Origin of the sequence: Pseudomonas soli (assembly GCF_900110655.1) — a bacterium.
Classification (GTDB): domain Bacteria; phylum Pseudomonadota; class Gammaproteobacteria; order Pseudomonadales; family Pseudomonadaceae; genus Aquipseudomonas; species Aquipseudomonas soli.
Genome location: NZ_FOEQ01000008.1, coordinates 89,788 through 107,073 on the forward strand (window position 1 = coordinate 89,788; position 17,286 = coordinate 107,073).

18 protein-coding genes are annotated in these 17,286 nt (G+C 64.4%); 4 read left to right on the forward strand and 14 right to left on the reverse strand.

Going from position 1 to position 17,286, the window contains the following annotated elements:
- Positions 1-10: 10 nt before the first annotated feature.
- From BMY03_RS17955 to BMY03_RS17975, 5 genes are all read right to left on the reverse strand, one after another.
- Positions 11-1,000, reverse strand: a complete 990-nt coding sequence (locus BMY03_RS17955; RefSeq protein WP_094011829.1) for an ABC transporter ATP-binding protein — start codon at positions 998-1,000, stop codon at positions 11-13.
- Position 1,001: 1 nt separating this feature from the next.
- Positions 1,002-1,796: an ABC transporter permease gene (locus BMY03_RS17960; protein WP_094011830.1), complete on the reverse strand. Its 795-nt coding sequence runs from the start codon at positions 1,794-1,796 to the stop codon at positions 1,002-1,004.
- Complete coding sequence (locus BMY03_RS17965) at positions 1,786-2,625, reverse strand: ABC transporter permease (protein ID WP_094011831.1); 840 nt, start codon at positions 2,623-2,625, stop codon at positions 1,786-1,788. The genes BMY03_RS17960 and BMY03_RS17965 overlap by 11 nt, the downstream gene beginning before the upstream one ends.
- A complete protein-coding gene (locus BMY03_RS17970; RefSeq protein WP_023631599.1) occupies positions 2,622-3,428 on the reverse strand; it encodes an alkaline phosphatase family protein in 807 nt (268 codons plus the stop codon). Before BMY03_RS17970 ends, BMY03_RS17965 begins: the two co-directional genes overlap by 4 nt.
- A 70-nt stretch (positions 3,429-3,498) precedes the next feature.
- On the reverse strand, positions 3,499-4,557 hold the full coding sequence (locus BMY03_RS17975) for an ABC transporter substrate-binding protein (protein ID WP_023631598.1): 1,059 nt from the start codon (positions 4,555-4,557) through the stop codon (positions 3,499-3,501).
- 336 nt (positions 4,558-4,893) lie between these two features.
- Here BMY03_RS17975 and BMY03_RS17980 point away from each other — a divergent pair, with 336 nt between their 5' ends.
- The gene (locus BMY03_RS17980) at positions 4,894-5,607 is read left to right on the forward strand and encodes a UTRA domain-containing protein (RefSeq protein WP_023631597.1); all 714 of its coding nucleotides are present in this window, start codon (positions 4,894-4,896) and stop codon (positions 5,605-5,607) included.
- A 45-nt stretch (positions 5,608-5,652) separates the two neighbouring features.
- On the opposite strand, the gene BMY03_RS17985 is transcribed toward BMY03_RS17980, so the two are convergent.
- The 7 genes from BMY03_RS17985 to minC all read right to left on the reverse strand — a co-directional run bounded on the left by BMY03_RS17985 (position 5,653) and on the right by minC (position 12,275).
- Positions 5,653-7,806 (reverse strand): mechanosensitive ion channel family protein, encoded by a 2,154-nt coding sequence (locus tag BMY03_RS17985; RefSeq protein WP_094011832.1) that lies wholly within the window; start codon positions 7,804-7,806, stop codon positions 5,653-5,655.
- Between the two features lie 44 nt (positions 7,807-7,850).
- Positions 7,851-8,021 (reverse strand): hypothetical protein, encoded by a 171-nt coding sequence (locus BMY03_RS26390; RefSeq protein ID WP_232888249.1) that lies wholly within the window; start codon positions 8,019-8,021, stop codon positions 7,851-7,853.
- Between the two features lie 136 nt (positions 8,022-8,157).
- Positions 8,158-9,447: a M18 family aminopeptidase gene (locus tag BMY03_RS17990; RefSeq protein WP_023631594.1), complete on the reverse strand. Its 1,290-nt coding sequence runs from the start codon at positions 9,445-9,447 to the stop codon at positions 8,158-8,160.
- 109 nt (positions 9,448-9,556) lie between these two features.
- Entirely contained in the window at positions 9,557-10,192 is a 636-nt protein-coding gene (locus BMY03_RS17995) for an RluA family pseudouridine synthase (protein ID WP_038706606.1), read from the reverse strand.
- Positions 10,193-10,346: 154 nt separating this feature from the next.
- On the reverse strand, positions 10,347-10,601 hold the full coding sequence (gene minE, locus BMY03_RS18000; protein WP_023631120.1) for a cell division topological specificity factor MinE: 255 nt from the start codon (positions 10,599-10,601) through the stop codon (positions 10,347-10,349).
- A 3-nt stretch (positions 10,602-10,604) separates the two neighbouring features.
- Positions 10,605-11,417 carry a septum site-determining protein MinD gene (minD, locus tag BMY03_RS18005; protein WP_023631119.1) on the reverse strand — a complete coding sequence of 271 codons (813 nt, stop codon included), beginning with the start codon at positions 11,415-11,417 and terminating at the stop codon, positions 10,605-10,607.
- Positions 11,418-11,513: 96 nt separating this feature from the next.
- Positions 11,514-12,275: a septum site-determining protein MinC gene (minC, locus tag BMY03_RS18010; RefSeq protein ID WP_038706605.1), complete on the reverse strand. Its 762-nt coding sequence runs from the start codon at positions 12,273-12,275 to the stop codon at positions 11,514-11,516.
- A 100-nt stretch (positions 12,276-12,375) separates the two neighbouring features.
- On the opposite strand from minC, the gene BMY03_RS18015 reads away from it, so the two are divergent.
- Together BMY03_RS18015 and BMY03_RS18020 are read left to right on the forward strand one after the other, a co-directional pair.
- Positions 12,376-13,311: a lipid A biosynthesis lauroyl acyltransferase gene (locus BMY03_RS18015; protein WP_094011833.1), complete on the forward strand. Its 936-nt coding sequence runs from the start codon at positions 12,376-12,378 to the stop codon at positions 13,309-13,311.
- Between the two features lie 60 nt (positions 13,312-13,371).
- Positions 13,372-14,514, forward strand: coding sequence for a patatin-like phospholipase family protein (locus BMY03_RS18020; RefSeq protein WP_094011834.1), 1,143 nt, complete (start codon positions 13,372-13,374; stop codon positions 14,512-14,514).
- Between the two features lie 79 nt (positions 14,515-14,593).
- Here the strand turns inward: BMY03_RS18020 and BMY03_RS18025 are convergent, their stop codons facing one another.
- Together BMY03_RS18025 and BMY03_RS18030 are read right to left on the reverse strand one after the other, a co-directional pair.
- Positions 14,594-15,409: an MlaA family lipoprotein gene (locus BMY03_RS18025; RefSeq protein ID WP_094011835.1), complete on the reverse strand. Its 816-nt coding sequence runs from the start codon at positions 15,407-15,409 to the stop codon at positions 14,594-14,596.
- The gene (locus BMY03_RS18030; protein WP_031315201.1) at positions 15,402-16,700 is read right to left on the reverse strand and encodes a serine/threonine protein kinase; all 1,299 of its coding nucleotides are present in this window, start codon (positions 16,698-16,700) and stop codon (positions 15,402-15,404) included. Before BMY03_RS18030 ends, BMY03_RS18025 begins: the two co-directional genes overlap by 8 nt.
- Positions 16,701-16,917: 217 nt before the next feature.
- On the opposite strand from BMY03_RS18030, the gene BMY03_RS18035 reads away from it, so the two are divergent.
- Positions 16,918-17,271 carry a hypothetical protein gene (locus tag BMY03_RS18035; protein WP_094011836.1) on the forward strand — a complete coding sequence of 118 codons (354 nt, stop codon included), beginning with the start codon at positions 16,918-16,920 and terminating at the stop codon, positions 17,269-17,271.
- The last annotated feature ends 15 nt before the right edge of the window (positions 17,272-17,286 follow it).

The following is a 17,286-nucleotide window of genomic DNA, read 5'->3' on the forward strand; positions in this document are numbered from 1 at the left end:
TTGAATCTCCTTAGGCCACTTCCCGTAGCGCCGTGGGGTCGATCGACAAGGATACCCGTTGTCCGTCCGCGTGCAGATCGCTGGCGCAACGATTGAGTACGTCCACCACCAGTTCCACGCCGCGTACCTGGACGCGGTAGCGGATCACGTTGCCCAGCAGGCTGTGGCTGCGGATCTCGCCATCCAGCTCGCCGTTCAGGCTCAGGGTGATCGACTCTGGCCGGATCGCCAGGCGCGCGTCCACCGGGCGTTGCAGCAGGCGGCTGGCGCTGTCGGCGTCGAGCAGGTTGTAGTTGCCGATGAAGCCGGCGGCAAACAGGTCCACGGGCGCGGTGTAGAGGGTTTCGGCATCGCCGCTCTGGACGATGCGTCCCTGGTTCATCAGGACGATGCGGTCTGACATGGTCAGCGCTTCTTCCTGGTCATGGGTGACGAAGATGGTGGTCAGCCCCAGCTCGCGCTGGATGGCGCGGATCTGTTCGCGCAGGTGCTTGCGAATACGCGCATCCAGCGCCGACAGTGGCTCGTCGAGCAACAGCAGGCGCGGGCGGGTGACCAGCGAGCGGGCCAGGGCCACGCGCTGGCACTGGCCGCCGGACAGCTGGTGCGGGTAGCGCCCGGCGAAGCTGCCCAGCTCGACCAGGTCGAGTACCTCGCGCACCCGTGCCTGGCTTTCGTCGGCCTTGACCTTCTGCATGCGCAGGCCGAAGGCGACGTTCTGTTCCACGGTCATGTTGGGGAACAGTGCGTAGCTCTGGAACACCATGCCGATGCCGCGCTTCTGCGGGCTCAACGGCACGATATCCTGGCCGTCGAGCAGGATCCGCCCGCTGTCCACCGGGGTCAGCCCGGCGATGCAGCGCAGCAGCGTGGACTTGCCGCAGCCGGAGGGGCCGAGCAGGGTGACGAACTCGCCGCGTTCGATCTGGCAGTCGATGTTCTCGAACACCGGGCTGCCGGCGTAGCTCTTTTGCAGTTTCTGTACGCTGACGAAGCTCATGTCAGGTCTTGTCCTTGTTCAGGCGGTTGGCAACCCAGGTCAGCACCAGCACGAAGGCGAAGTAGGAGATCACCAGGGCGCTGTTGAAGTGGCCGCTGCTGTTGCGCATGTTGTTCAGGTACACCTGCAAGGTCTCGTAGCGGGTGCCCACCAGCAGGTTGGCGAACACGAACTCGCCGAACAGGAACGAGAACGACAGCAGCAGCGCCACCATCAGGCCCTTGCGCAGGTTCGGCAGCACCACCAGGAATGCCGCCTGCCAGGTGCTGGCGCCGAGCAGTTGCGCGGCGTCCATCAGGTCGCGCAGGTTGATCGCCTGCAGGTTGTTGGTAATCGCCCGGTACATGAACGGCAGGGCGATGGTGAAGTAGCAGCCGATCAGGATCCACGGCGTGCCGACCATGGCCATCGGCCCGCTGCCATAGAGTTGCAGCAAGCCCACCGCGGACACCACCGGCGGCACCGCGAACGGCAGCAGGATGAGTACGTTCATCAAGGCGTCGAGCTTGGGGAAGTGGTAGTGCACCACGAACAACAGCGGCAGGATCAGCACCACCGACAGCACCAGCGCGCCCACGCACACCAGCAGCGACTGTCCGAAGGCGGCGAGAAAGCGCGGTTCGCTCCACAGTGCCACATACCACTTGATGGTCAGCCCGCTGGGCAGCAGGGTCGCCGACCAGCTGGTGGCCAGCGAATAGAGCAGGGTGCCGGCCAGTGGCAGCAGCAGGATGAGGAACAGCAGGTAGACCACCGCGCGGTGGTAGAGCCCGCCGCGTTTGTTTTCAGCGCGCATGGTAGCTCCTCTTGAGCAGCCATTGATGGGCCACCGTGACCACGGTCATCAGGCCCACCAGCACCATCGCCAGCGCGCTGGCCAGGTTCGGGTCGAGGCTGATATCGCCGGCGACAAGACCGGCGATGCGAATCGGCAGCACGTTGAAGTTGCCGGTGGTCAGGGCGTAGACGGTGGCATAGGCGCCCAGGGCGTTGGCCAGCAGGATGACGAAGGTGCCAAGCAGCGCCGGGGTAAGCACGGGCAGGCCGATGTGCCGCCAGAACTGCCAATGGCTGGCGCCCAGCAGCGCGGCGGATTCACGCCAGTCTTCGCGCAGGGCGTCGAAGGCGGGGTAGAGCAGCAATACGCCCAGGGGGATCTGGAAGTAGGTGTAGACCAGGATCAGGCCGGTCTTGGAGTAGATACTGAAGTCGCCGAGCAGCCCCATCTGCTTGAGCAGCAGGGTGAGCGCGCCATTGAAACCGAGCAGGATGATGAAGGCGAACGCCAAAGGCACGCCGGCGAAGTTGCTGGTCATGTTGGCGAAGGCGCTGACGAAGTCGCGCAGTTTCGAGTCGACTTGGCGCAGCGAATAGGCGCCCAACGTGGCGATGACGATGCCGAACAGGCTCGACCAGAAGCTGATCTCCAGGCTGCGTTGCAACGCCTGCAGGTAGAACTTCGAGGCGAAGATCTTGCTGAAGTTGGCCAGGCCCCAGCCACTCTCGCTTTGCAGGCTGTTTATCGCAACCCAGGCCAGCGGCGCGATCTGGAAAATGATGAAGAACACGGCGAACGGCAGCAGGCAGAGCAGGGCCAGGTAGCGGCCGCGATGGCTTGCATTCACTTGAGCAGCTCCCGGCAGACCGGTTTGTCGTGGGCGGCGCCGAGCAGTTCGCAGATCGTGCCGCACAGCTCGGTCTGCAGCGGCTTGGCCGCAGGGTCGAGGCTGAAGGCTTCACCGAACACGAACAGCGGCACTTCACGCTCCTCGGCGAGCAGGCCGTTGTGCGAGCGGTCGTTGTTCATGCCGTGGTCGGCGGTGACCAGCACCTGGTAGCCCTCCTCGAGCCAGCGCGGCAGGTAGTCGGCCAGCAGGATGTCGGCGCTGCGCGCGGCGTTGCGGTACTGGCTGCTGTCCAGGCCATGGCGATGGCCGGCGTCGTCGATGTTCATCGGGTGCACCAGGAGGAAATTCGGCGCATGGCGACGGCGCAGGTATTCGGCGTCGGCCAGCAGGTGCGAATCGGGGTAGTGGTCGGCGTAGTAGAACAGGCCATGCTGGATCGGCAGCTTCGGCGCGTGGGTGTGGCGGTCGCGCAGCGGGTCGAACGGCGAGCGGTTGTACAGTTCGCTCATCCAGTGGTAGGCCGCCGCCGCGGTGCCCAGGCCGGCCTCGCGGGCGTAGTGGAACACGCTGCGCTGGTTGGACAGGCGGTTGACGTTGTTGTGCACGATGCCGCTGTCGATTGGCGGTACACCGGTGAGAATGCATTCGTAAAGTGGTCGCGACAGCGACGGCAGCTCGCACTCCACGCGGTACAGCGCGGCGCGGTCGGCCTCGACATAGGCGTGCAGGTGGCCCATGGCGTGATGGGCCACCTGGTGGTTGAGGCCGTCGAGCAGGACCAGGATGACGTTGTGTGACATGTTGGCTCCAGGGGAAACGGGGCCTCGTGGGAGTGGCGGTGCGCCGATGCTCCCACGAGGTGGATGGCGCTTACTCCATCTCGATGATCACCTGCTCCTGCCACTTCTGTGGCAGGGCCTTGGAGGTCGCTTCCCAGGCCGCAGCATCTTTGATTGGCTGGGCGGCCTTGTACTGCTCGTTGGGCAGCAGCTTGGCCTGTACATCCGCCGGCAGCTTCAGGTGTTCGGCACGGATCGGTCGGGCGTGGCCGATGGCCAGGTTGGTCTGGCCGGCATCGCTGAAGATGTATTCACGGGTCAGCTTGGCCGCGTTCGGGTGCTTGGCGTATTTGTTGATGATGGTGGTATAGCCGGAGATGACCGACCCATCGGAGGGGATCAGCACCTCGAAGCGTTTCGGGTCGATCTGTTCGCGGTAGCTCAGGCCGTTGAAGTCCCACACCACGCCCACTTCCACCTCGCCTTTCTCCAGGGTCTGGATGGTTGGGTTGGCCAGCGACAGGCGCTTCTGCTGGGCCAGCTTGGTGAACAGCTGCAGGCCCGGCTCGATGTTCTTCTCGTCGCCCTTGTAGGCGATGGCGGCGGCAAGCACGCCGTTGGCGGCCTGGGCGGCGGTGCCTACGTCACCGATGGCGACCTTGTACTTGCCCTTTTCCAGGTCGTGCCAGGTGCTTGGGCGGTCCTCTTCCTTCACCAGGTCCTTGTTGATGATGAAGGCGATGGTGCCGGTGTAGGCCAGCGCCCAGTGGCCGTCCTGGTCCTTGGCCCACGCCGGGACCTGGTCCCAGGTGCTTGGCTTGTAGGGTTGGGTCACGCCCTTGGCGACCGCGATCGGGCCGAAGGCCGCGCCGACGTCGCCGATATCGGCGCTGGCGTTGTCCTTCTCGGCATCGAACTTGGCGACTTCCTGGGCCGAGCTCATGTCGGTGTCGCTGTGCTTGAGGCCGTATTTTTTCGCCAGGTCTTCCCAGGTGCCTTTCCAGTTGGCCCAGGCATCGGGCATGCCCACGCTGTTGACCGTACCTTCCTTGCGGGCGGCGTCTTCAAGGGCCTTGAGGTCCTGGGCCATGGCCGAGGTGCAAAAAGCGATGGCCGAACCGAGCAGTGACGCCATGAACAACTTTTTCATCCGAAGCTCCTTTGGTGGGTGCCTTGCATTCGTTGTTATGAACTGAAGCGGTGCTTGCGACCCCTTGGTCTAGGTCAGCAAACCTTGCGCCAAGGTAGGCCTGTTGCGTGACAGTTTGATGTAAGGGGCGGGGGCGGGTGGCAGGCCCAAGGCCCTGGAACTACAGCGTAGACCAGATCGAAAGCCTTGATTCGCGTGGGCTGGCGCGGATCTGGCAGATCTGGCAAGTGCCCTGTGGCGCCTGTGTCACAGGATGTTCATCAGCTGTCCCTAGGCTTGCACTACGCTCCAACTGCCCCGTTTCGGGGCTGGACTAGTCCAGATAGGTAACCTTTGATGCAAGCGACGCCACCGCGCGCGGTAACAGCTATCTGCCATGCGCTGCAGGAGCAGATCGAACACGGCCTGCTGGCACCCGGCGGCAAGCTGCCGGCCGAGCGCAGGCTCAGCGAGGTGTTCGACACCACGCGTATCACCCTGCGCGAGGCGCTGGTGCAGCTCGAGGCCATGGGCCTGATCTACCGCGAGGAGCGCCGTGGCTGGTTCGTCGCGCCCGAGCGGCTGACCTACGACCTGATCGAGCGCAGCCATTTCCATGCGATGGTGCGCGACCAGGGGCGGGTGCCGAGCACTGAGTTACTGTCTGCGCGCCTGCAGCCGGCCTCTGCGTCGATCTGTGCGCGCCTGCGCCTGCCGGCGTTGTCCAGCGTGGTGAGGATCTGCCGTTTGCGCCGGATCGATGGGCGAGCGGTGCTGTATGCCGAGCACTATCTCAACCCGCGTTACTTCCCGGGGATCCTCGAGCTGGACCTGGCGCGGTCGCTGACCGAGATCTACGCGCGGGAATACGCCATTCACTATGGGCAGGTGTGCTTTGAAATCCTGCCGACGGCGTTGCCGGCCGAGGCGGCGGCTGCCTTGAAGGTGTCGGCTGGCAGCCCCGGGTTGCATATCACCCGGGTCAACAGCGACCAGCATGGGCACCTGATCGACTGCGACCTGGAATACTGGCGTCACGATGCGATCCGCATTCGCGCCGAGGCTGGGTAGGGTGAACATCGCGGTGCGCCGATGCGACTTGCCCCGCGATGCGATCTAGCTGGAAACGTTGCTCTGAGCCATTGCCCCTCCGCCAGCCGTCACCACCTGCACCGACAGCCGTGGCGTCGCCAGATCCAACCCCGCTTCATCGAGCTGGCGCTTCAACGCCAGGTTGAACGCCCGCGACACCTCCCACTGCTTGATCGGCGCGGTCTTGAACCGCGCCCGCAGGATCGCCGAGCCCGACTCGAAGCTCTCTACCCCCTGCAACTCCAGCGGCGACCAGATGTTGCGGCGCATCAGCGGGTCGTTGCGCAGTTTCTGCCCGACCTCGCGGATCAGGGTGATGGCCTGGTCGATGTTCATGCTGTGCGGGATGGCCACGCGGAAGATCGCGTAGCCGAATTCGCGCGAGTAGTTCTTGATGCTCTTGATCTCGCTGAACGGGATGGTGTGCACGATGCCATCGATGTCGCGCAGGCGCACGGTGCGGATGGTCAGGCCCTCGACCGTGCCCAGGTGGCCGCCGACATCCACGTAGTCGTCGATGGCCAGGGAGTCCTCGATGATGATGAACAGGCCGGTGATCAGGTCGGCCACCAGCGACTGGGCGCCGAAACCGATGGCCAGGCCGATGACACCGGCACCGGCCAGCAGTGGGGTGACGTTCATGCCCATGTTGGCCAGGGCGACGATCACCGCGATGATGACGATCACCACGAACATCACGTTGCGGATCAGCGGCATCATGGTCTGCGCACGGGCGTTGGCCAGCCCGCGCCGCGAATGCACCAGGGCATGGTGCACGGCGGTGTCGGCGAGGATCCACACCAGCCAGGCGACGATCAGCGTACCGGCCAGGCCCAGCAGGCGCAGGCTGACTTCATGGCCGTCACCCTCGGCGAAACTGATCATCGAGTGGCCCCAGACGCGCAGGCCCAGTTCGATGAACAGCAGCCAGATGAACAGGTGCACCAGCACATAGCCGAAGTTGCGCAGGCGTTCGGTATAGACCGCCTGGCGCTTGTTGGCGCGCCTGGGCTTTGCCGCGTGGCGACGGACCAGGCCATTGAGCACCATGCACACCACCACCAGCACCGTGCACATCAGCGACTGGCGCAGGGCGGTGCTGGTGTCGCCGGCGGAGACGAAGGTGGCGAACAGCGAGATCGCTACCAGGATCAGCGCCGGGAGGTACCAGAAGCTGCCGAGCAGTTCGATGGTGTCGCTCAGGGTGCGCCGGGTCAGTCGCCGGGACAGGGGCTGGTTGCGGATCAGGTGGGCGATCGGGCGGCGGAAGCGCAGGATGAACAGCCCCGTGCACAGAGCTGCGACCACATTGGCCAAGGTGGCCAGGGCATGGGCCAGGTGGCTGCCCAGCGCGGTGGTCAGGCGTGGGTCGCTCATCGCCTCGCCGAACGCGGCGAAGCTGCCGATCAGCCACAGCGGGCGGAACGCCTGGTGTCGCAGGATATGCAGGGCGCGGTGGCGATGCGGGCCGTCGAGCAGCGAGAAGGCAATTACGCAGATGGCCGAGAACAGGGTGCCGACCACCAGCGCGTAGGCCAGCACCATGGCCATCGACTTGCCCAGCGAGGAGGGCAGGGCGAAGCTCAGGTACACGGTGAACACCAGCGCCACCAGCCAGGGCCCCAGCTTGCGCAGGGCAAAGCGCACCAGGTCCCAGGTCCGCGGGTGTTGCGGCAGGTCTTCGGTCAGGCCGAAACGCAGGCGCACACGGTGGCCGATCCAGTTGAAGGCATAGGCCAGCAGGCCCCAGACCAGGATGACCCCGGCGAAGCCAAACAGGATCGCCGGCCATTGATGCACCGGCACCACCAGTGCGGCCAGTTCGTCCTGGGCTTGGTCGATTTCCAGGGACCAGCGCTTGAACGGGCTGGCATCGCCGCTGAACTGTTTCTCGAAGTCGTGCAGGGCACCGCCGATCAGGCCGAGCACCCCCTGTTCGACGGTGGGTTGCGATTGCCGGGTGGCGTCGCGCAGCTTTTTCAGGTCGGCCAGCAGCTTGGCGCGTTGCTGGTCGTTTTCCAGGTTCTTGATCACCTCGTCCAGGGACTTGCCCAAGGGCTCGCTGGCTTCGGGCTGGGCGGGCGTGCTGGAGCCGAGCAGGCCTGGCAGGCCGGCGGCGTGCGCTGGCGTGACGAGCAACAGGAACAGCAGCGTGATGCAACGCAGGAGGGCTGGCACCGGGAAATCTACCTCAGGTCAAACGTTTGCCCGAGTGTAGAGGTTTACGACGGCAGTTTCTCGAGGATCTTCCAGCAGGTGAGGCCGAAAATGCCGAGGGTGCCGATCCACATCATCAGCACGCCGACATTGCGTTCGCGCAGGCTGAAACCGATGGTCAGCAGCATCAGGAACAGGAACACCGGCGCGAACAGGGACAGGAACGGCGATGACATGGACAGCATCCTTCTGTTTTGGGGGCCATGTATCAAGCATAGCGCTTTGCAAGCGAGGCGGATTGACCGGGGGCAGGTGCTGATCCGATCGCGGGGCAAGCCGCTCCCACAGGTCCGCGTGGGAGCGGGTTGGCCGTCAGGGCAGTTCGCGGCTGCGGTAGAAGGCGCCGAGCACCTTCACCAGGTGGGCCAGGTCATGGCTGCCGCACAGTTCGCGGATCGAGTGCATGGCGAAGGTCGGCAGGCCGATATCCACCGTGCGCACGCCCAGGTGGCTGGCGGTGATCGGGCCGATGGTCGAGCCGCAGCCCATGTCGCTGCGCACCACGAAGCTCTGCACCGGGACTTCCTCGGCCATGCACAGGTGGCGGAAGAACCCGGCGGTTTCGCTGTTGGTGGCGTAGCGCTGGTTGTTGTTGACCTTGATTACCGGGCCTGCGTTGAGCTTGGGGCCGTGGTTGCCGTCGTGTTTGTCGGCGTAGTTGGGGTGCACGCCGTGGGCATTGTCGGCCGAGACCATCAGCGAGCGCTGGATGGTGCGCACATAGTCGTCGCCATCGGGCAGCAGGCGTTGCAGGGTCTGCTCGAGCATCGGGCCATCAGCGCCGCAGGCCGAGCAGGAGCCGACTTCCTCGTGGTCGTTGCACACCAGTACGCAGGTCTCGTCGCCTTCGGCGTTCAGCAGCGCCTGCAAGCCGGCGTAGCACGACAGCAGGTTGTCCAGGCGGGCGGCGGCGATAAAGTCGCCGTTCAGGCCGATCAACGCGGCGTCCTGGGTGTCGTAGAAGCTCAGCTCGTAATCCAGCACCACGTCGGCGTTGAGGTCGTGTTCGCGGGCTAGCTGCTCGGTGAGCAGGGCGCGGAAGTCGACGCGCTCGTCGCCGGCGACCTGCGCCAGGATCGGTGGCAGTTCGGTCTGCGGGTTGATCTGCCAGCCTTCGTTGGCGGTGCGGTTGAGGTGGATCGCCAGGTTGGGGATCACCGCGATCGGCAGCTTGAAATCGATCAGCTGGCTTTCCACCTTGCCGTCACGGCGGAAAGTGACCCGGCCGGCCAGCGACAGGTCGCGGTCGAACCAAGGGGCGAGCAGGGCGCCGCCATAGACTTCGACGCCCAGTTGCAGGAAGCCCTGGCGCTGCAGTTCGGGCTGCGGCTTGACCCGCAGGCATGGGCTGTCGGTGTGGGCGCCGACCATGCGGATACCGCCGATCAGCGGCGAATGCTTGCCGAGCTTGATGGCGATGATCGAGGAATCGTTACGGGTCACGTAGTAGCGGCCGCCAGGCACGGTGGCCCAGCTGTCGCGTTCGTCCAGGCGCTGGTAGCCGGCGGCCTCGAGGCGTTGCGCGAGGCTGGCGGTGGCGTGGAAGGGCGTCGGGGAGGCCTTGAGGAATTCGATCAGGCCGGCGTTCAGGGCATCGCGCATAAGTCACTCCAGACAGCAGTGGCGCGAGTTTAGCGTAAATGCTCGAAAAATTGTGTCAGCCCTATCGCGAGGCGTTGGAGCGGGCTTGCCCCGCGATCGGGCCCGAGTCTCAGAACGGCGCCGGACACTCGAATTTCAGGCGTTCGCCGGACACCGGATGGGTAAAGCTCAGCATCGAGGCATGCAGGCACAGCCGCTCATGGGCCGCCAGCGCCTCGGGGTTGGCGTACAGCCGGTCGCCGAGCAGCGGGTGGCCGATCGACATCATGTGCACGCGCAGCTGGTGCGAGCGCCCGGTGATCGGCGTCAGCTCGACCCGGCAGTGATCGCCGCAGCGCTCGACGATGCGCCAGAAGGTCAGGGCATGCTTGCCCTGCTCATGGTCGACCACGTGGCGCGGCTTGGTCGGCGGGTCGTAACGCAGGGGCAGGTCGATGCTGCCGCTGTCGAGCGCGGGCTGGCCCCAGCACAGCGCGGTATAGGCCTTTTCGGTCTCGCGGTCGTGGAACTGGCGTGACAGTTCACGATGGCTGTCGGCGTCGCGGGCGAGCAGGATGATCCCCGAGGTTTCCCAGTCCAGGCGGTGGACGATCAGGGCTTCCGGGTAGCCGTTTTCCTGCAGGCGGGTGATCAGGCAGTCCTTGTTGTCCTCGGCGCGACCCGGCACCGACAACAGCAGGGTCGGCTTGTTGATCACCAGGACGGCGGCGTCTTCGTGAAGGATCTGGATGTTCGACAGCGGCATTGCTAGGTCTCGGTGAAATGGCGGAAAGCACTGGGGCCGCCTTGCGGCCCATCGCCGGCAAGCCGGCTCCCACAGGGTCCCGCGTTGTCTGTGGGAGTCGGCTTGCCGGCGATAGACTGCAAAGCAGCCCCAATGATTACACCCAGCTGCGCGATCAGCGATCAGGCAGGGTGATGTTCAGTTCCAGAATCGAGCAGCTGCCCTGGTTTTCCAGTTCAATCTGTACGTCGTCGTTGCCGATGTTGACGTACTTGCGGATCACCTCCACCAGCTCCTTCTGCAAGGCAGGCAGGTAGTCCGGGGTGCTGCGCTGGCCACGCTCGTGCGCCACGATGATCTGTAGACGCTCTTTCGCTACCGACGCGCTGCTCTGTTTCTGTCTGCCACGAAAGAAGTCAAAAAGGTTCATGGTTTATTTGCCTCCAAACAGGCGCGCGAAGAATCCTTGCTTCGGCACTTCGATGAACCGCAGTGGCTTGGGCTTGCCCAGCAGGCGGTCGACGGTGTCGCTGTACGCCTGGCCTGCATCGCTCTGGTCATCGAGGATGACCGGGATGCCCTGGTTGGAGGCTTTCAGCACGGCTTGGGATTCGGGGATGACACCCAGCAGTTCGACCGAGAGGATTTCCTTGACGTCCTCGACGCCAAGCATTTCGCCTTTTTCGACGCGCTCGGGGTGGTAGCGGGTGATCAGCAGGTGTTCCTTGATCGGGTCTTCACCCTGTTCGGCGCGGCGCGACTTGCTCGACAGCAGGCCGATCATGCGATCGGAGTCACGTACCGACGAAACCTCGGGGTTGGTCACGACGATGGCTTCGTCGGCGAAGTACATCGCCAGGTGCGCACCTTTCTCGATACCGGCCGGCGAGTCGCAGACCACGAAGTCGAACTGGTCCTTGAGCTCCATCAGTACCTTTTCGACGCCTTCCTTGGTCAGGGCGTCCTTGTCGCGGGTCTGGCTGGCGGCCAGCACGAACAGGTTTTCCAGGCGCTTGTCCTTGATCAGGGCCTGCTGCAGGTTGGCTTCGCCGTTGACCACGTTGACGAAGTCGTACACCACGCGGCGTTCGCAGCCCATGATCAGGTCGAGGTTACGCAGGCCGACGTCGAAGTCGACGATGACCGTCTTATGCCCGCGCAGTGCGAGGCCGGTACCGATGGCGGCGCTGGTGGTGGTCTTGCCCACACCCCCCTTGCCGGAAGTGACGACGAGAATCTTGGCCAAGGTGTTTCACCCCTAAATAAACGGGACGTGGGTCCCTGCAAATACGAAAAACGGCAACGTGAAAAAAGTTGCGCTAAAAATGCCGGCAAGTATCCGTTAAAGACGGGTGATGTTCAACACGTCGCCGGACAGGCTGACCTGCACCCCCGAACCCCATAACGGATCGCGGCGCAGGTCTTCGCACACTTTGTACTGGCCGGCGATGGAGACCATTTCCGCAGTCATCTGCAAGCAGAAGATGCGTGCCTTGGTATTGCCCTTGATACCGGCCAGGGCGCGACCGCGCATGGCGCCGTACACATGGATGTTGCCATCGGCGAGAAGTTCCGCGCCGGGGCTGACCGAGCCGGTCACCACCAGGTCGCCGCCCTGGGCGTAGATCTGCTGGCCGCCGCGCACCGTCGAGGTGATGATCCGCGTCGGGCGCACTTCGGGTTCGGCCGGCGCAGGTGGAGGCGCTGGGACTGGCTCGGGCTTCTTCACCTCGGGTTCCGGCTCGAGCGGACGTTCGCGGGCCCCGGACGGCGGCAGCACCGGCAGGTCGATGGCGATGGCGGCGGCGATGTCCTCGATGCGGCTGGCGCGGATCGCCAGGGTGCGCAGGCCATGGTGACGGCACACGCGCATCAGCCCGGGCAGGTCGATGGCGCCTTCGTCATGGGGCAGCTTGTCCAGGGCCAGGACCAGCGGCGTGTTGCTGAAGAAGTTCGGCGCCTGCGCGACCTTCGCCGCCAGTTGGCGGTCGAGGGACTCGAGGTCGTTGCGCGCCAGTTCCAGTACGGTGATGGCAAGCATGCTGCCCTTGAGCTGGAACACGGGGGCGTTGTCGGGTGTCTGGTTGGTGCTCATGGTCTGCATAGACGGCTTGTTGCGAAAAAAGTGCCCTGACTTATAGCGATAAGACCGTTTGCCCGCAACCGATGTAGAATGCCGGGCTCATGTCTTGCCGGAAGCTTCAATGGAACGCCCGCGTTTTCGATCCTCTTTCCTTCACCCGCGATTCTGGGGCCTGTGGCTGGGCCTGGGCCTGCTGTGGCTGGTCGCCCAGCTGCCGTACCGGGCCTTGTTGGCGCTGGGGCGCGCTCTGGGCGCGGTGATGTACCGGCTGGCGGGTGAGCGCCGACGCATCGCCGCGCGCAACCTGGAACTTTGCTTCCCGGCGCTGTCCGGCGACGAACGGCAGCGCCTGCTCAAGGAAAATTTCGCTTCCACTGGCATCGCTTTCTTCGAGATGGCCATGAGCTGGTGGTGGCCAAAGGCCCGGCTGGCGCGCCTGGCTCACATCGAAGGTATCGAGCACCTGCAGGCCGCCCAGCGTGAAGGTGAAGGGGCCATCCTCATGGCCGTACACTTCACCACCCTGGAAATCGGCGCCGCCTTGCTGGGCCAGGTGCATACCATCGACGGCATGTACCGCGAACATGGCAACCCGGTGTTCGACTTTATCCAGCGCCGCGGTCGCGAGCGCCACAACGCCGACTCGCTGGCGGTGGAGCGCGACGACGTGCGCGGCATGCTCAAGCTGCTGCGCAAGGGCCGTGCGATCTGGTACGCGCCGGACCAGGACTACGGCATCAAGCAGAGTATCTTCGTGCCGTTGTTCGGTATCCCTGCGGCCACCGTCACCGCCACCACCAAGTTCGCCCGGCTGGGCAAGGCGCGGGTGATTCCATTCACCCAGAAACGCCTGGAAGATGGCAGCGGCTATCGTCTGGTGGTGCATCCGCCGCTCGAGGACTTCCCCGGTCAAACCGAGGAGGACGATTGCCTGCGCATCAACCAGTGGGTCGAGGGTGTGCTGCGCGAGTGCCCGGAGCAGTACCTTTGGGCGCATCGGCGCTTCAAATCGCGGCCTGAAGGCGAACCACGGCTGTACGACAAGAAAAAGCGTTAGGGAGCGGGCTTGCCCCGTGATAAGGCCGGTACTGGCAACCACTGACTCCAGGAAGGATGCATGACCTCAACCACCGGCCTGATCCTCTCAGGCGGCGGTGCCCGCGCCGCCTACCAGGTCGGCGTGCTGGCCGGCATCGCCGAGCTGCTGCCGCCGGGCGCCGCCAATCCTTTCCCGGTGATCGTCGGCACCTCCGCCGGTGCTATCAACGCGGTCAAGCTGGCCAGTGGCGCCACCCGCTTCGCCGAGTCGGTACAGCATCTGACGGCCTTCTGGCAGAACTTTCGCAGCCACCTGGTGTTGCGTAGCGACTGGCCAGGGGTGATCCGCCAGGCCAGTCGCTTCGTCGGCCACAGCCTGCTGGGCCTTGGCGGCCAGGTGCCGGTGGCGCTGCTCGACAGCCGCCCACTGCGCGGTCTGCTGCACGAGCATCTGGACCTGGACGGCATCGCCCACTCCCTGGCGGCCAATCAGTTGCGCGCCATTGCCGTGACCGCGTTCGGTTACGAGTCCGGCCAGGCGGTGACGTTCTACCAGGGCCGCCACACCATCGAACCCTGGCTACGACATCGCCGCATCGGCATACCCACGCCGTTGACCATCGACCATCTGCTGGCCAGTTCGGCCATCCCGCTGCTGTTCGCGCCAGTACGCCTGGGTGAGGAATATTTCGGTGATGGCGCCGTGCGCCAGTCAGCGCCGATCAGCCCGGCGCTGCATCTGGGGGCCAGTCGCGTACTGGTGGTCGGCGTCAGCGGCAACCCCCAGCGACCGTCGCCCCCCTTGCCGACCCAGCGCGTGTTCAGTGGCCAGCAACCGAGCCTGGCGCAAATCGGCGGGCATATGCTCAACAGTACCTTCATCGACAGCCTCGAGGACGATATCGAGTTGCTGCAGCGGCTCAACCATCTCAGCCATCTGCTGCCGGCGCACCTGGACGCCCGGCGCCTGGGGTTGGCGTCGATCGAGGTGCTGGTGGTGGCGCCCAGCCAACCGCTGGACGAGATTGCCGCCCGTCACCGCCGCGAGCTACCGGCGGCGCTGAGGCTGTTTCTGCGCGGGCCGGGGGCGACCAAGACCAGCGGGGCAGGGGTGTTGAGCTACCTGCTGTTCGAGGCGAGCTATTGCAGCGAACTGATCGAGTTGGGGCGCAAGGATGCCTTGGCCAAGAAGCGGGAGCTGTGCCAGTTCCTGGGGATATGAGGGCCGCTGTAATGGCCTTTCCCTGGCTCGTCGTGGCGACGACCCGCCGCGAAAGGGCCGCGTAGCGGCCCCATGCTTACTATTCGGCGATCTGCAACTTGCGCGACTGGGTATACACGTATCGCAGCTTCTCGTACTCGAACGGCGAGTTGGTCTGCCCGTAGCGGAAGTTGGTGGTGTAGCGCTTGTCCACTGCCCGCAGCACGGTCAGCTCCGGGTGGTCGCTGGCGGTGTCGGGCACGTTCAGGTAGTTGATTTCCTTCTCCCCCACGTAATCCACCACCAGCCCGGTGGTGTCGCGCAGGTTCGACGGCCCGAAGATCGGCAGCATCAGGTACGGTCCGTCCGGCACCCCGTAGAAGCCCAGGGTCTGGCCGAAGTCCTCGCTCTGCCGAGGCAGGCCCATCTTGGTCGCCGGGTCCCACAGGCCGCCGACCCCGATGATGGTGTTGAACATCAATCGGGCGGTGATCTGTGCCGAACGCTGAGGCTTGAGCTGTAGCACACTGTTGAAAAGGTTGGGCACATCACCCAGGTTGTTGAAGAAGTTGCTCACCCCGGTGCGCACGAAGCTGGGGGTGATGTAGCGGTAGCCGTCGACCACCGGCAGGAACACCCATTGGTCGAAGCGGTAGTTGAAGTGGTAGATGCGCCGATTCAGCGACTCCAGCGGGTCATAGATGTTCAGCGCGGCCAGGGTCGAGCGTTCGAATTCGCGCTGGTCCAGGCCGGGATTGAATTTCAGTTCGCGCAGCGGGTCGACGAAACCGTCCGATTCCACGGTGAGGGTTTCGGTCTTGTCGGCCTCGACCACGCTGGCACGTGGCGCGACTTCCTCGGCCAGGGCGCAGCCGCTGGCGAGCAGGGCGGTGACGAGCAGCAGTCTGTTAACCACGGAAGAACTCCAGCATGGCGTCGCTGTTGACGCGGTAGTTGAGGTTGCCGCAATGGCCGCCATGGGGGTAGAGCGTCAGGCGTTCGCCGAATACCCGGCGCAGGAAGCCGATATCGCCTGGGCCGAGAATCACATCGTCGGCGTTATGCATCACGGCGATCTTCGGGTTGTCACGCAGATAGTCCTCCAAGGCGTAAAGGCTCACCTGGTCGATCAGTTGCAGCAAGCTGTTGCCGTCGGTGCGCGCGCGCCACATCGGGATCACCTGCTCGGTCAGGTAGCAGTCGAAGTCGCACTGCAGGGCCCGTTTGAAGAAGGGTTCCAGGCTGCTGCCCTCGGTGATCGGGAATTTAGGCGGAATGATCAGCCCGCGACGGTTGATCAGGTCGGAGGTAAAGGCGATGTCGGCGGCCGAGAAGCGGAACGAGGTGCCGATGAGCATGGCCATCTGCTCGTTGGACAGGTGCTCCCGCGACTTCTGGAAGTCGTAGAGCAACGCATCATTGAGGTCGATATAGCCCTTGTCCTGGAAGTAGCGGGTGAGCTTTTCCAGCATCAGTTCATAGAAAGTGGTGCTGCGATCGATGCCCTTGACCCGGGTCTGCACCAGCTTGTCCAGGTTGGTGATCGAGGTGTACAGGTTGACCGGCGGGTTGAGCAGCAGCACACGCTTGAACTTGAAGCTTTGGCGGGTTTCGTCGAGCTTGCTGACGAACGCCGCGTCCAATGCACCCAGGCTGTAGCCGGTCAGGTAATACTCGCTGACCGGCAGGCGTGCCTGCTGGGCGCGCACCGCCTGCATGACCCGGTACAAGTCCTTGGCATCTTCGCTCGACACCCCAGGGGTAGCGAAGCGCGAGGCGGCGCTCATGAAGTCCCAACTGGTGGGCGAGGACAGCTGCACCACATGGTAGCCGGCCTGGTAGAACAGCTTCTTCAGGTATTCGTTGATGCTGCTGGAGTAGGGCGCGCCGGTGCCGGCGATCAGGAAGATCAGCGGCGCTTCGTGATCTTGCCTGGCCAGGCGGTAGCGCAGCTTCTTCACTGACCAGAAGTTGTCGGGCAGGGTGAACTCGCGTTCCGGGCGCAGGGTGAGGCTGTAGTCGGCCTGGTCGATGTCATCGTCGCTGGGCAGCGTCGGGCGCTTTTCCGGCGGCGTGGTGGCGATGGTCGCCTCGAACGGGTTGGTCAACGGGTAACCGTAGCTCGCGGCATCGACATCCCGCGCCGAGGCGGCCGCAGCCATGAGCAGGCCGCCGAGCAGGGCGGCGAGGCGCAAAGATCGAAGCATGTAGTCCCCCAAGGAAAACGCAAGGTCGTGCATTACGCAGGCTAGGACCACTGCAGACTGTACAAAGTTGCCCGTCGCCCTGTCGTTCGTCGCACCAGATGTTGCCGCGCCAGCCAACGTTTGTCTTGTGCAACATAGCTGCTAGGCCATGATTTTGCCTTTCAGCACTGCGCTGGGGGATCATGCAGCGTTTCCATTACCGCTGTTGGAGAACCGGATGTCTCGTACGTGGCCACTCTATGTCCTGCTGGCGTGCCTGGGCCTGTGGCTGGCGGCCAGCTATGGCGTGCGTTATGGGTTGATGGAGGATGCCCGGTGGGTCGGGTTGTGCAGTGCGTCAGGGGATACCTGGCAATGCCAGGCGCGATCATTGCTCGGGTTGGCAATCCACTTTCAGGTAATGGCCTGGGCGGCACTGGGCCTGGCGTTGGTCTGCCAGTTGTGGCCGGGGCGGGGCGGCTGGTGGCTGGCGGTGCTGGCGTTGGTGTTTGGGGGGCCGGCACTGGTGCTGTATACCGCGAGCATCGCGGTGTTTGCGTTGGTGCTGGCGGGGTTGCGGCTGGTGCGGTAAATGCGCGGCCGCTGG